The following is a 15,399-nucleotide window of genomic DNA, read 5'->3' as shown; positions in this document are numbered from 1 at the left end:
ATCCCCGGTGGATAACTGCTGAAATGCAGCTACACTCACATAGGAAAGCCTATATGGAAAACTTCAATATAGATGATTACATCGATGACCGCATAACAATTTACTCCACGGATGACCCGGATTTCGGACATATCGAAGTCTGCGAAGGTTATTACCTTGGGGATCATATGCGCTTTCTTTTAGTTGATGATGCCATGCAGTCAGCCAACTTTACGGACGAGGGCCTCGAAACCGCGCTGCCCTTTGACTATATGGAAAGCTTTAACTGGGTCTACAGAATCAACAAGCACATAAAGAAGACACTGCTGATCGGCGGTGGCGGATTTACATATCCTCGATATTATCTTGATATGTATCCCGACCGATATATTGACACCATCGAAATCAGCCCGACCATAGTCGATATTTCCAGAAAATATTTCGGCCTCACAGAGCTGGAAGAGAAGTACGGTGAGCACCTGAAGGTTATAGTGGAAGACGGCAATAAACACCTCATCGACCTTGCCCTCAGGATCAATGTTTCCGCTAATGCTGAATCTTTGAAATACGACCTGATCCTGAATGACGCCTACGTAGGTCACAAATCCAGTGATCTTTTGAGGAAATCTGCTGCTCTCATCAAGAGCTGCCTCAGGGAAGACGGCATTTATGCCGCAAATCTTGTGATTCCTCTCAAGGGAAACGGCGCCGTACAGCCTAAAAAGGATATGGAAATTTTTTCAGAAGTTTTTAACTACACCTTTTTGCTCCAGTGTGATGATGAGATAAACCCTTATGTACCCCAGAACTGCATCTTTTTTGCATCTGACGCACCTCTTGATATGTAAACAGGCAGTTATCAACCTGGACGGTTTTCTCCGGTAGATAAATGATTGATACTGAAGTATATCGATAGAAATATGATACAAATATGGTTCAAATCTGAGCCAAGGAGGTCTTATGACTATAAAAGCAAACTACCACACCCACACCACCTTCTGTGACGGCAGCGATTCCCCGGAGGAGGTTGTTCAGGAAGCCCTCAAAAAAGGCTTCACTCATCTCGGCTTCAGCGGTCACATGGATCCGGGCGTTCCCATGGATTTCGAAAAATATCTAGAAGAAATCAACCGCCTGCAGAGTCTCTATAAAGGTAAAATCCGGATCTTCCGGGGTGTCGAGCTTGATAATGTCTACGCCCCTGAAGCAGTCACCGGAGTCGAATACATCATCGGTTCCACACATTTTATCCCGATTCCGGGAAGCGAACTGTGGCAGAAAACCGCACCCTATGGCACTCATAAAGAAGGAGCTCAGGATTCTGAGGTCTGCGGTGTCGATGGCTCACCCGAGGCTGTCCATGACAATTGTAAAAAATATTTCCACGGTGATTACTATGAAATGTCCGAAAGATATTTCGCCTTTGAGTCAATGGTATGTGACAGACTGAAGCCTACCTTCATAGGACATCTCGACCTCATCACCAGATTCAATGACCTATCAAAAGAAGACGGAGGCCATTTCCTGAACGAAAGCGATGAGAGATATCTCGCACCTGCAAGAAAAGCCATAGATAAACTTGTGACCTATGGCATACCCTTTGAAGTGAACCTGGGAGCCGTAAACCGAAAAAGAAAACACCAGCCATATCCGTCTCTTGAGCTTCTTAAATACATAAAAGAAGCAGGCGGAGAAGTTCTTCTGTCATCAGACGCGCACCAAAAAGAACTCCTGGACGGAGCCTTCGAGGAAGGCATTGACCTTATAAAAGAAGCAGGCTTCGACCGTATAAACATACTATGCAGAATATCCGACTTCGAATACGTAATACCCGCCAAAAACACCAGGGATAATACCGGCGGCCCTCTGTACTGGAAACAGCTTCGGATTTAGTACAGTGTTTATTATATTTCTGACACATGAATTACCATAGAAGCCGCTTTAATACATCAATCGTACAATGCGTTATGTGCCGGTTACTAATTATTAGATATATTAGTCTTTATCCGGCGGACGAAACATTTAACCGTCTCGTCCGCCGGATATTTTTATTATTCTCGCGAGGTTGTGTAATCGCTTTCAACAAAATGCTGTGATAAGCATTAAACCATTCATATTATTTGTGAGACTCATCAATTGATGAAATTCAGAAAAGCATTATTATAGGATACTAATAAATGTAAAGGTTACTTATCATCATACTGGTGATTTAGCAAAGGAGGAACGTGAAATCCTCCTTTTAATTTAAAATAATTGGGATTTAAGTAATGAACAGTGCTAATACAGCAGGTCTTGGTCACATAACAAATAGTTTTAAAAAAAATAAAACACCATCAAATACATCAACAATGTCATCTAAGCCGGAAACAACAACAAAAATGAACCCCGCCACCAAAACCGCCAAATCCTCCGTCAACATGCTCGAAGGCTCCCTTCTCGACAAGATCCTGCTTTTCGCCATCCCACTTGCTCTCAGCAGCATGATACAGCAGCTCTTCAATACTGCCGACACCGCAGTGGTTGGCCGTTTTGCAAGCTCTCAGGATATGGCGGCAGTAGGTGCCAATGCCTCCGTCATCAGCCTCATCGTTTCCCTCTTCATCGGTCTTTCCGTGGGTGCCAATGTTGCCATCTCGAGACTCATCGGCTTAAACAAAACAAAAAAGATCAACGATGCCATAGGCTGCATCATGCTTCTTGCAGGCGGAAGCGGAGTAGTGCTTTTATTTGTCGGCATACTGTTATCAAGTCCCATACTAACCGCCATCAGCACGCCCTCGGACGTACTTCCCCTTGCCATAAAGTATCTCCGTATCTATTCGGCAGGCATGCCCTTTATCATGCTTTATAACTTCGGATCAGCGATCCTCAGAAGTAAAGGCGACAGCAAAACACCGCTTTACTCCCTGATAGTGGCAGGTGTGGTCAATGTCGTCCTTAACCTTCTCTTTGTTATCGTTTTTAAGCAGGGGGTTGCCGGAGTCGGCTATGCCACCGTGATCTCCAACATCATATCTTCGGGTCTGGTGGTGCAAACCCTCGTTAACGGAGAGGAAGATTTCAGATTAAAGCTCAGCAAACTAAAGCCTCAGAAAGATGTTTTATCCATTGTACTTAAGATAGGAGTTCCCGCAGGCCTTCAGGGCGTAATATTTGCCATCGCAAACACAGTCATCCAGAGCTCAATTAACAGCTTCGGTTCAGCCGCAGTAGCCGGCTCCACCGCCAGCCAGAACATGGAGTGTATGAGCTTTTTCTGGATTAATGCCTTCAACCAGGCAGCAACCACCTTCATCAGCCAGAACTACAGTGCGAAGAAGCCGGACAGATGCAGGAAGATATTTATCATGTGCCTCGTAAGTGCGTTCTTATCCTGCGGACTTATTAATGTCCTTTCACTGATTTTCCACGACAGTATCATTGCCATCTTCACCGGAGACCCTGAGGTAGCAGCATTCGCCCTTACCCGTATGTCCCACGTAATGATCTTCCAGTGGATGGCCGCTTCCTACGAAGTATCCGGATCCGCTCTCAGGGGCATGGGCATCTCAATGCTTCCAACCTTCCTTACTGTCTTCGGCTGCGTCGGTTTCCGCGTAATGTGGGTACTCCTGATATTCCCCCTGTTCGGCACCTTCACTTCACTCATGATGGTCTATATAGCTTCCTGGATCATCACCGGCACTTCAGTCCTGACAGCATATTACCTGAAATCAAAAAAACTTCTGAGATGGATTTAATAGTTAATCATCCTGAAGCAATAGATTTTCTGCAAACCTAATATCGCTGACTGACTCATATTGAATAAATCTGGATTTGCGGTCATTCCTTTAGTTAGCATCAGATGACTCATTTTGTATATATCTTGATATGCAGTCATATAGCTACCTTGCTATTGTTGACTCATATGGAACAATTCTGGAATTGCGGTCAATCCTTTAGTTAGCATCAGATGACTCATTTTGTATAAATCTTGATATGCAGTCATACAGTTACCTTGCTATTGTTGACTCATATGGAACAATTCTGGGTTTGCGGTCAAACTCACATGTTAACAGCGGTCATCCGGCTCTGATCCACTTGACAACTGTCCATTTTAGAAATATGATGTAACAAGTTTTATATTAAAAAGACGTAGATGGTGCACAGTAGTACAGAGCCACCTCTCCAAGAGAATGACCGTGAGGCGCTGAGAGCGGTCTGAGAGATTCTGATATGAATTTTCCCACCGGAGTCGTCCGGATGAAAACTATAACTTAAGCTTTCTTTGTAAGATTAATGAAATGTCTCTAAAATAATGACTGAGGCATTTGGAGTTATTCATTGAATGCGTAGTCTGACAGTAGTCCGGAACGTGTTATGCGCGTTAAGCATATCGAGTGTCTGATGATAAATCATCAGGAACCTGGGTGGTACCGCGAATCATTTCGTCCCTGTGTCTTAGAAATAAGACCCGGGGACTTTTCTTTTTCCCTACTCGAATAAAAAACAAAGGAGAGACCAAATGGAAAACACAAAGTTGGAAGAGCTTAAAAAGCTCGCGCAGGAGCATATCCAGAACGCAAAAGATACCAATGCACTTAACGACATCCGTGTAAAGTATCTCGGAAAAAAAGGTGAGATCACAACTATGCTTAAAGCAATGAAGGATCTGAGCCCTGAAGAGAGACCTAAGTTCGGTCAGATGGTCAATGCCATCCGCGAACAGATCGAAACAGAACTCAATCAGCAGATGACAGAGCTTCAGGAAAAAGCCAAGGAAGTTCGTATGGCAGCAGAAACCATCGACGTTACACTTCCTGCAAAGAAGATGGCTTACGGACATGCTCATCCAAACACCAGAGCTCTTGAAGAAGTTGAGAAGATCTTCGTTGGAATGGGTTATGAGGTAGTTGAAGGACCTGAAGTTGAGTATGACGAGAACAACTTCGAGAAGCTCAATATCCCTGCCGGACACCCGGCAAGAGACGAGCAGGATACCTTCTATATCAACAACAATATCCTCCTTCGTACCCAGACCTCATCAGTACAGGCCAGAGTTATGGAGCAGGGCAAGCTTCCTATCCGTATGATCTGCCCCGGACGTGTTTTCCGTTCAGATGCAGTGGATGCTACCCATTCACCTTCCTTCCATCAGATCGAGGGACTTGTTATCGACAAGCACGTAACCTTCGCAGATCTTAAGGGGACACTTGATAAATTTGCCAAGGAACTTTTCGGACCGGATACCAAAACAAAACTCCGTCCTCATCACTTCCCATTTACAGAGCCATCAGCAGAGGTTGATGTTTCCTGCTTCAAGTGCGGCGGAAAGGGCTGCCGTTTCTGTAAGGGAGAGGGCTGGATCGAGATCCTCGGCTGCGGTATGGTTCATCCTCACGTTCTCGAGATGTGCGGCATTGACCCGAATGTTTATCAGGGCTTTGCCTTCGGTGTAGGTCTTGAGAGAATCGCTCTCCTTAAGTACGAGATCGATGACATGAGACTTCTCTACGAGAATGACACACGTTTCCTCAGCCAGTTCTGATAAGAAAAAAAGGAGAATCACCATGAATACATCAATGAATTGGATCAAGGAGTATGTTCCTGATCTTGACTGTACTCCTAAGGAGTGGACAGACGCAGTAACACTTACAGGTACAAAGGTTGAGACCTGTACCATTTTAAATAAAAATCTCGACAAGATCGTAACCGGCCAGATTAAGTCCATGGAGAAGCACCCGGACTCAGATCACCTTTGGATCTGCCAGGTAGACGTAGGACAGGAGGCCAATGTTCAGATCGTTACGGGCGCACAGAACCAGAAGGTTGGCGATGTTGTTCCCGTTGTACTTGACGGCGGAAAGGTTGCCGGAGGACATGACGGCGGAGAGATGCCGGAGGACGGCGTAGTAATCAAGGCCGGAAAGCTTAGAGGCATCGAGTCTTACGGTATGATGTGCTCCATCGAAGAGCTGGGCTCAACCAGAGAGTTCTATCCTGAAGCTCCCGAGTCAGGCCTTTACATCTTCCCTGAGGGAACTCCTGTAGGACAGGATGCTCCTACATTACTCGGTCTCAATGACGCTATCCACGAGTATGAGGTAACTTCAAACCGTGTTGACTGCTACAGTGTCATCGGAATCGCAAGAGAGGGTGCAGCTACCTTCAAGAAGACCTTCGTAATGCCTAAGGAAGAGAAATCAGGCAACAGCGAGAATATCAATGACTACTTAAGCGTCGAAGTCATTGACACAGATCTCTGCCCGAGATACACAGCCAGAATGGTTAAGAACATCAAGATCGAGCCATCTCCAAAGTGGATGCAGATCCGTCTTGCCAGCGCCGGCATCAGACCTATCAACAACATCGTAGATATCACAAACTATGTAATGCTTGAGTACGGCCAGCCTATGCACAGCTACGATTACGATATGATCAGAGGTCACAAGATCATAGTTAAACGTGCTCAGGACGGAGAGGTATTTGAGACTCTGGATCAGCAGGAGAGAAAGCTTGACCACACTGTACTTACAATCTGTGACGCGGAGGGTGCCATCGGCATCGCCGGAATCATGGGCGGTCAGAACTCAAAGATCACTGATGACGTAAAGACAATGGTGTTTGAGGCAGCTACCTTCGACGGCACAAACATCAGACTCAGTGCCCGTAAGGTTGGCGACAGAACAGACGCTTCCGCTTACTTCGAGAAGGGTCTCGATCCAAACCTTGCAGAGTCAGCCATCAACCGTGCCTGCGCTCTTATCGAAGAGCTTCATGCAGGTGAGGTTATCGGCGGAATGATCGATGTTTATCCTGTAAAGCGCGAGGCTTCAGTGGTTAAGTGCAAAGCTTCCGAGATCAATCATCTCATCGGCTTCAACCTTACAGCACAGGAGATGAAGGAGTACCTTGAGCGCATTGAACTCAAGACCGAAATCGGTGCTGACGGAGACAGCCTCACAGTTACAGCACCTACCTTCCGTCAGGACATCCACCTTATGTGCGATGTAGCAGAGGAAATCACAAGATTCTACGGCTATGCCAATGTTCCCACCTCACTTCCCGGTGGCTCCGAGGTAACAGGCCGTCTCGCTCCGGATCTTGCAATCAATGAGAGAGTCAGACATTATGCTCAGGCACTTGGATACTCACAGGCCTTCATGTACAGTTTCGAGTCTCCGAAGGTTTATGACAAGCTCCTTTTCGCTGAGGACGCAGCAGAGAGACAGCAGATCAAGATCTCCAATCCGCTCGGTGAGGACTTCTCTGTTATGAGAACCTCCAGCATGAACGGAATGCTCACCTCACTTTCAACCAACTTCAACAGAAGAAACAAGGTTGCAAAGCTTTATGAGATGGCCAATATTTATATCCCGAAGGCATTACCTCTCACCGAGCTTCCTGACGAGCGCATGACTCTTACACTTGGCTCCATCGGAGAGGGCGACTTCTTTGATATGAAGGGTGATGTTGAAAACATACTTAACCAGCTTGGAATCAGAGGTCGTTTCCACTATGACGCGCAGGGATGTGAGAAGCCATTCCTTCACCCGGGACGACGCGCAAATATCATTTATGATGGCAAGGTTATCGGATACCTGGGAGAGGTTCATCCTACAGTGCTTGAGAACTATTCAATCGGTGACAGAGCATACATCGCAGTTCTTGATATGCCTGAGGTTTATCCTCTTGTTAATGATGACACCAAGTTCACCCCGCTTGCCAAGTTCCCTTCAGTAAGCCGTGACTTCTCAATGCTTGTACCTCTCAAGGTAACAGCAGGCGAGATAGAAGACGTTCTTACCCAGAGATCCGGAAAGCTTTGCGAATCAGTTGAACTTTTCGATATCTATGTTGGCGCACAGGTTCTTGCAGGCTACAAGTCAATGGCCTATAAAGTAACACTTCGTGCCCAGGATCACACCCTTACAGACGATGAGATAAACTCTGTAGTAAAGAAGATTCTGAACGGTCTTGAGAGACTTGGAATTTCACTCAGAAGCTAAAAAGAAGAACCGCCTTTCGGCGGTTCTTTTTTTTAAAAAGCAAATATATCATCTTCCGACTCACTTTGCTTTCTGAAGAAATTGTATATCGTATCAAAAATGTCTTTAAGCGAAGTGGACTTCAGCACATAGCCTGCCGGCTTAAGCTTGAGCACCTCCATAACGCTTTCCGAATCATTGGCTCCGGTCAGAAAGATAACCGGAATATCCATGGTTGCCGGATCACTTTGCATGATTTTAAAAACTTCCCTTCCGGATTTAACAGGCATGAAATAGTCGAGGAGTACCAGATCCGGCTTGTTTTTTTTAAGATATGCCAGTGCCTGATCCCCGTTCTTTGCAACCGCAACACGGTAATATTTCATCAATGCACCATGGAGCATCTTAAGGTACATGATATCATCATCAACCAACAGAATTAATTTTTGTTCTTCAGCTGTCATAGTTAGTCCTTCTAAAATATACTGTAATTAATATTGAAATTACTTACGAGCTGCTGTACCAGATCCCAGTCTATATCATCAAGAGCCCCTTTGATTTTTACAAGAGTGTTCTTCATATATGGAGAAACCGACTGAGCCGTAAGGAAATCTACAAGCTTTTCACAGGCATCCAGATCATACTCTTCAGCCTTATGTTCTAGAAGTTCGAATGCTTCTACCATTTCATTATAAGTCAGTTTCTCGACTTTTCCAATTTTTTCAATCGGATTATTTTCCTCTTTCTGCTCACCGACAGAATGAATCATCTCTGCAGCAGACGGTATACTGCCCTTTATAAATCCCTTCTGATCATTAACAGGCGCACCTGTAGACTGACCGGCAGCAAAGCTGTTTTTTATAAATACTTTCTTATCATCTGCGGAAGAACCTGACACAGGAGCAGAAGACATGCTGCCACTTTGATTATCTTTATTGATTAATAAAGCGTCTGCGGCTTCCGCAGGAATAGAATCCTTCTTAAAGTAATCCATTAGTGGACTCAGTTTTTCATAAATAACACTCAGGTTTGCCGCAAAGACAGGAGCGTTCTCTATGATGGTATCGACGTCACCGGCTATGCCTGCCTTCTCCAATACCTCTGCAAATCTGCTTAACTGTGTGGCACCTATGGCTCGGGAGGTGCTTTTTAAGGAATGCATCAGCATGGTAAATTCCTGACGTGCATTTCTGTCTTTTATGGATTTAAGTCTTTCAAGATTTCCCGGAATTCCGTCAACAAAACTCACAAGCGCTTTTGCTAATGTCTGGATATCGCCACAGTAGTTCAAACCTGATATGAGATTGATATCCGTCAGCTGTGTGATGAAGGCACCCGGATCCTTAGCCGAAGCATTAACCTTAAGGAAATCAGCATTCTTATCAGATTCTGCCTTATCCGACTTCACAATTTCCACCTTATCCTTTGGCAGGTACTGTATAAGTTTTGCTTCAAGATGCTCCGGTGATATAGGTTTTGGAAGATAATCTATAAAACCTTCTTCCAGATATGTGTTTCTGGCACCGGAAATGGCATTGGCGGTAAGAGCAATCACAGGGACCTTTGCTGCCCATGGCTTTTTAAGCTTTCGTATGGCGCGAAAAGCTTCTATACCGTCGATATCCGGCATAAGATGATCCATAAATATAAGATCAAATTCAAAATCATTACACAAAGCCACAGCTTGAACACCGCTTGAAGCTTCGGTTATATCAACTTCAGTCTTTTTCAGGAGAGACTTAAATACAAAACGATTTACATCTATATCATCCACAACCAGGATTCTGGCCTTTGGCGCCCTGAAGGATTCATGATAAAGATGCTTTTCCTGTAAAAGTCTCTTATATACAGACTTATGAGACCGGACAGTAGCCCAGTGTACAACCGGAACCTTGATGGTGAAGTAAAAATCGGAACCAACACCGTATTCGGAGACAAACTGAAGCTTACTGTCTGCCATAGCCAGAATTCTCTGTACTATGGACAAACCTAATCCTGTTCCCTGTATGCTTCGGTTTTTCTTCTCATCAAATCTTTCAAATTCCCGGAACAGTTTGTCCTTATCTTCAGGTTTTACACCTATTCCGGTATCCTTAACATGGATGGTCAGATATTCATTGTTCTCGTCAATTTTTTTGAAATCCATTGTAAAGGTAACCGAACCTTTTTCGGTGTATTTTACAGCATTGGATATGACATTGGTGAGAATCTGCTTCAGCCTGATCTCATCAAAACGGATCATGAAGGGCATATCCTCATTGATCTCAACATTAAATTTAAGGTTTTTCTTCTCACAGTATTGCTGTCCGATCTGAACCAGATCTGTAAGCAGCTTCAGGAGATCAAAATCAACCGGGATAAGATTCATCTTTCCGGCTTCGATCTTTGAGAAATCCAGTATATCGTTAACAAGGCTCAGTAAATGGTCACCTGAATTGGCGATTCCAGAGGCATATTGAAGAATCTGGAAATCAGTGGATTCCCTGAGAATCATCTCTGACATGCCGATGATGGCATTTATGGGAGTCCTTATCTCATGAGACATTCTTGACAGAAACTCGCTCTTTGATTTATTGGCATTGCCTGCCTTCACAACCATTTCATTAAGATCATACGAGGTCTTTTCAAGATAGGAAACAAGCCTTTCCGAAAGCGGCACCAGACCTCCGGACCTCGATTCGGTACTCTGTTTGAAATATGTTTTTGGTGTGGAATCCGTAACATGCCCCTCACGGAAACATATGGAAACGATGGAGCCTGCAAGAAGACCCCCCACGCCGTATTGTTTAAATATTTCCCCCGACCCAAAGGCATGAGTGGCCTGGGGGAGCATTCTTGTGAAAAATTCAATTTCTTTTTTGTATCTGTTATTAAGGAGCATATATCTGCTGACACAGACAAAATTACTCATGGCTTCGGGAACAAAATCCTGCATCCTCAGGCTGAGTTTTTCTGACTCATCAATCAATTCCTTGGGATTTCCGTAACCAATCTGAAGCTTTTCGCCTTCTTTTATATCACCATAGTAGTATAATTCTCCATGTTTACCGGCATAAAAAGGAATACGTACAAAAGGTACATCCTTTCGTTTTAAAATGAGCGGGAATTCATTGATATTAGCCATATTGTAGGCATTGAGATCCGCATCCAGATAATATTTATAAACCTCGGCCACCGGTGTATCATCCAGCTTTTCCAGGCAGGTTTCACCGATTTTAAGGTCGATGTCATTGCTCACATGGGCAGTAAAACTGCGTCCCAAAGGTTTCCACCCGAGACATGCATCATTTTTTATATTCAGATCTTTTCCGCAGTAAGCAACTGCTACAAGACCATATTCAACAGGGGTGTCCGTAAATACATAAGGCTGGGCACCCTGAAAAAAATCCTCAATATGATTGCTTGCCATTGCTCCAAAAAAAGGAAGTTCATCAAAACCATCACTTACATCATCAATTATTTTTGAGATGCCAATGTTCTTGCCCGCAGGGAACAGATGAACACCCTTAAGATGAGGCAGTCTTTTAAGCTTCCTGTTAAGCTCAGCGGCACCTTCTTCTTCAGAAATCTTTGAGAAATCATAAAGAAAAGTGTGGGTTTCGGATCTCTTAAAAAACATAAAACTCAGTATGGCAGTATACTGACTGTTGAAATCCCCGACGCCGAACAAAGACATACCGGCTATCTTGATATCCGGAAAAGAGGACTTAAGAACATTCAGAATCTCACCGATGTCATCCTTATGAATTCTGGTTGTGTAAACCTGAGCATAGGTATGGTAATTATTGGCGAAGAGATTTCTTATTTCCTTGTTTTTTGTAAGGTTATTTAAATCATTTAAGCCCTTAATAACAAAAGTCTTCTGATGCATATAGCCCCATTTCTATAAGACGAAACAGTAGAGACAAGGTATAAGTATGAAAGAGCCGGGGAGCATCCATTTAACAAACGGTGCGCTCGACGATAAATACTGAATAATTGTGTACAAACTTATACATTATCTTTATCGGCATCAGAAGACTTGTTAATAATATAATAACTATAAAAAAAGGTTCAGACTCTCAGATTAGCGCCCTTGAAATCTCTCTCAAGCTCACGCTTTTGCTGCTTCTTCGCAAGATCCGCTCGCTTGTCGTAAAGCTTCTTACCACGGCAGAGACCAACCTCCACCTTCACAAGAGATTTACGGAAGTAAACCCGGAGAGGAATGAGAGCGTAACCCTGTTCCTTCAGCTTACCCAGAATCTTGTTGATTTCGTATTTATGCATGAGAAGCTTACGGTCTCTGAGAGCGTCCTTGTTGAAGATATTACCCTTCTCATAAGGATTGATATGCATGCCCTGGATGAAGACCTCGCCGTTTCTTATGCCGCAGTAAGCCTCTTTGATGGAGCATTGGCCCAGTCTCAGTGACTTTACTTCGGTACCTGCAAGCTCAATGCCGCACTCGTAAGTCTCGTCTACAAAATAATCATGATATGCTTTTTTATTGTTGGCTATGAGCTTTGTGCCTTCCTCTTTACCATAATTCGCCATAGCAGTCCTCCTCATCCCTTATCAACTGGAAATCTATAGTCCTTGTGAGCTTGTCGGCCCTTATAGCCCTGACACGGACCTTGTCCCCGAGCCTGTAAACCCTGCCGGTTCTTTCGCCAACCAACTCATATTTGTCTTCATAAAACACGAAATAATCATAGTCCATAAGCCTAAGGGAAACCATTCCCTCCACGGTATTTGGCAGTTCAACATAGATGCCGTAGTTTGTAAGACCGGAGACTATACCGTCAAACTCCTCGTCAAGATGATGCTGCATCCATTCGCATTCCTTCAGCTTATCGGTTTCTCTTTCCGCCTCATCGGCCCTTCGCTCCAGAGTTGAAGATCTCTCGGCAACGCCCGGTAGGAGATTGTGATAATGTGAAAGCCTCTTACCCTTAAGCTCACCCCGGAGGTCCTCCTTGATTATACGATGTATCTGAAGATCCGGATATCTTCTGATGGGAGAGGTGAAGTGACAGTAGTACTTTGCTGCCAGACCGAAATGTCCGCTGCACTCAGTAGAGTAGCGCGCCTGCTTCATTGACCTTAGTGTCATGGTCTTAACAATCGGTTCCTCCGGCTTACCCTCTATGGACTCAAGAAGCTTCTGTACTTCCTTTGGCCTAATGCTTTCTTCGTCACGTATTCTTATAAAATGTCCGAAGTTCTCAATGGCACGTCCCAGAGCCTCAAACTTTTCCGGATCCGGTCTTTCATGAACACGGTATACGAAAGGCATTTGCTGCCAGAAAAAGTCCTCGGCCACAGTTTCATTGGCGGCCAGCATGAAATCCTCGATGAGCATGTGAGCTTCGTTTCTGATGTATGGAAGAATCTCCGTGACCTTGCCCTTTTCATCAAGAAGGATCCTGGTTTCAGGGAAATCAAAGTCAATGCCTCCGCGCTCGTGACGGCGGTTTCTCAGAAGCTTTGAAAGCTCATACATTCTGAAAAGCATATCTTTATATGGGAGATATGTTTCGAGGTCTTCGCCGTTTGTAAGCTCCGCCCCTGTAAGAACGGAATGAACCCCGTTGTAGGTCATTCTCTTATTGCTGTGGATCACGGATTCACAAATCTCATGGTCGATGATCTTACCTGTTTCATCAATCTTCATTATGCAGCTGAGGGTCAGTCGGTCTTCATCCTCGTTGAGTGAGCAGATGCCGTTACAGAGCACTCTCGGAAGCATGGGGATGACTCGGTCTGTAAGATATACGGAAGTTCCGCGGTTCAAAGCCTCCTGATCGATGAGGCTGTGTTCTGTCACATAATGGGAGACATCCGCAATGTGAACATAAAGTGTATATATCTTTGAGGCCTCATCGTAAGTGAGAGAGATGGCATCATCCAGATCCTTGGCGTCCTCACCGTCGATTGTGACAGTGGTAAGGTTTCGGAAATCGTGATCTTTTCTCTGAGCGATAGCCTCCTCCGGAACCGTATCGGGAACACTTTGCGCCGCTTTTATGATTTCCTTCGGAAATTCCTCCGGCAGTCCGTAAGCCCTGACTATAGAGAGGATGTCCACGCCGGGATCATTAACATGACCGAGAATCTCGGTGATGACACCTTCAGGCTTATGCTTTGCATCTCCGTAGTTTACGACCTTGACGACTACCTTGTGGCCGTTTACAGCCCTCATATCCTTGCCCTGAGGGATGAAAATATCCTTAAGTATCCTCTGATTGTCAGGCTCAACGAAGCCGAAGTTTTTCTGCTTTCGATAAATTCCTATGATTTCTTTATTTGCATGTTCAAGTATCTGAGTAACGTGTCCCTCGGAGCGATGATTGCTGTCTGAATTTCTTGTGATGATGATCCTGACTCTGTCACCATCCAGAGCATCCCCTGTAAAATCAGCGGGAATGAAAATGTCGTCTTCATCCTCATGTCCTTCGAGACTTACAAAGCCAAAACCTCTCTGGTTTGCTATAAATGTACCAACATGTGTAAAATTCTCTGTACGTCCGTATCTTCCTTTTTGTGAGATACCGATCTTTCCGGAAGAAACCAGTTTGTCCAGAACTTCCTGAAAATCCCTTCTTTCAGGCTTCGGTACACCCAGAAGCATGGCCATTTCTTTAGCTTTCATGGGCTGATAAATCTTATCTTTGACTAAATCGACTATCAGCTTTGCAAGCTTGTCCTTTTGATAATCCTGCATATAAACTCCTTGTCCGGATTCTGTGATCCGTCGAAATTGAAGCATAAGTCCTTGAAACGACAGTCCTTTAACGTGAGGGCTGACGCTACATGCCGAGTTGAATTCGAAAGCCTGTAGCAGACCAACACATTGCTGTATTGATACCGAACTTATGCAGAAAAAAACCTGCATACTAATTGTATGCAGGTGTGAGATAACTGTCACTAAACTTATAGTTCAATCTTTTTGAGATCTTATAAAAACAATCACCAGATGATATCAAGTATCAATGCGATAACAAAAAATAAAGCTGCAGCGATCTTTGTGAACTTCTCAAGTCCGCCTTCGATGGAACGTCCTTTATTCTTTGACCAGTATGACTCAGCCATTCCTGAGATAGCTCCAAGTCCTGCACTCTTGCCTTCCTGCATAAGAATGATAGCTGAAAGTGCTACGCCAATGATACAAAATATGATTACAAGTGCGATTTTCATAAATCTTCACCACCTTATTCGCAATTAGTTTTTAAAATACCGTAGTACTATAGCATGTTTTTATTTTCATTTCAAGTGGGTCTTGAAAATTCGAGGGGATGCGCGACGGGCCACGAAGTTGAAAGAACATTCGACACATTCATGTTCGCCCCAGCTGCACTGACGTGCATCTGGTTCGTACATGCCTGTGCCGAATGTTCTTTCAGCATCAAGGAGAAAATGCCATGGGAATGCGCTACGCGCAAGCATTTTCGTTTGATTTCGTCTTACGCCG

10 protein-coding genes are annotated in these 15,399 nt (G+C 44.4%); 5 read left to right on the top strand and 5 right to left on the bottom strand.

Annotated elements, in window-relative coordinates:
- Positions 1-53: 53 nt before the first annotated feature.
- The 5 genes from T357_RS0114220 to pheT all read left to right on the top strand — a co-directional run bounded on the left by T357_RS0114220 (position 54) and on the right by pheT (position 7,967).
- Entirely contained in the window at positions 54-827 is a 774-nt protein-coding gene (locus T357_RS0114220) for a spermidine synthase (RefSeq protein ID WP_031553994.1), read from the top strand.
- Between the two features lie 112 nt (positions 828-939).
- The gene (locus tag T357_RS0114215) at positions 940-1,872 is read left to right on the top strand and encodes a histidinol-phosphatase (RefSeq protein ID WP_049962453.1); all 933 of its coding nucleotides are present in this window, start codon (positions 940-942) and stop codon (positions 1,870-1,872) included.
- Between the two features lie 374 nt (positions 1,873-2,246).
- The gene (locus T357_RS0114210; RefSeq protein ID WP_242840123.1) at positions 2,247-3,719 is read left to right on the top strand and encodes an MATE family efflux transporter; all 1,473 of its coding nucleotides are present in this window, start codon (positions 2,247-2,249) and stop codon (positions 3,717-3,719) included.
- Positions 3,720-4,483: 764 nt separating this feature from the next.
- A complete protein-coding gene (gene pheS, locus T357_RS0114200) occupies positions 4,484-5,506 on the top strand; it encodes a phenylalanine--tRNA ligase subunit alpha (RefSeq protein WP_031553985.1) in 1,023 nt (340 codons plus the stop codon).
- Between the two features lie 22 nt (positions 5,507-5,528).
- Complete coding sequence (gene pheT / locus T357_RS0114195) at positions 5,529-7,967, top strand: phenylalanine--tRNA ligase subunit beta (protein WP_031553982.1); 2,439 nt, start codon at positions 5,529-5,531, stop codon at positions 7,965-7,967.
- Between the two features lie 32 nt (positions 7,968-7,999).
- On the opposite strand, the gene T357_RS0114190 is transcribed toward pheT, so the two are convergent.
- The 5 genes from T357_RS0114190 to secG all read right to left on the bottom strand — a co-directional run bounded on the left by T357_RS0114190 (position 8,000) and on the right by secG (position 15,125).
- Positions 8,000-8,410 carry a response regulator gene (locus T357_RS0114190; RefSeq protein ID WP_049962451.1) on the bottom strand — a complete coding sequence of 137 codons (411 nt, stop codon included), beginning with the start codon at positions 8,408-8,410 and terminating at the stop codon, positions 8,000-8,002.
- Positions 8,411-8,421: 11 nt separating this feature from the next.
- Positions 8,422-11,817, bottom strand: coding sequence for an ATP-binding protein (locus T357_RS20465; protein WP_049962450.1), 3,396 nt, complete (start codon positions 11,815-11,817; stop codon positions 8,422-8,424).
- A 182-nt stretch (positions 11,818-11,999) separates the two neighbouring features.
- On the bottom strand, positions 12,000-12,482 hold the full coding sequence (gene smpB, locus T357_RS0114180; RefSeq protein ID WP_031553974.1) for an SsrA-binding protein SmpB: 483 nt from the start codon (positions 12,480-12,482) through the stop codon (positions 12,000-12,002).
- Positions 12,466-14,652, bottom strand: coding sequence for a ribonuclease R (gene rnr, locus T357_RS0114175; RefSeq protein ID WP_031553972.1), 2,187 nt, complete (start codon positions 14,650-14,652; stop codon positions 12,466-12,468). Before rnr ends, smpB begins: the two co-directional genes overlap by 17 nt.
- A gap of 245 nt (positions 14,653-14,897) precedes the next feature.
- The gene (gene secG / locus T357_RS0114170) at positions 14,898-15,125 is read right to left on the bottom strand and encodes a preprotein translocase subunit SecG (RefSeq protein WP_031553970.1); all 228 of its coding nucleotides are present in this window, start codon (positions 15,123-15,125) and stop codon (positions 14,898-14,900) included.
- Positions 15,126-15,399: the final 274 nt, after the last annotated feature.

This window comes from Oribacterium sp. FC2011, from assembly GCF_000701645.1.
In the GTDB taxonomy this organism is placed as follows: Bacteria; Bacillota; Clostridia; order Lachnospirales; family Lachnospiraceae; genus Oribacterium.
This window is presented reverse-complemented; position numbering and strand designations above follow the sequence as displayed.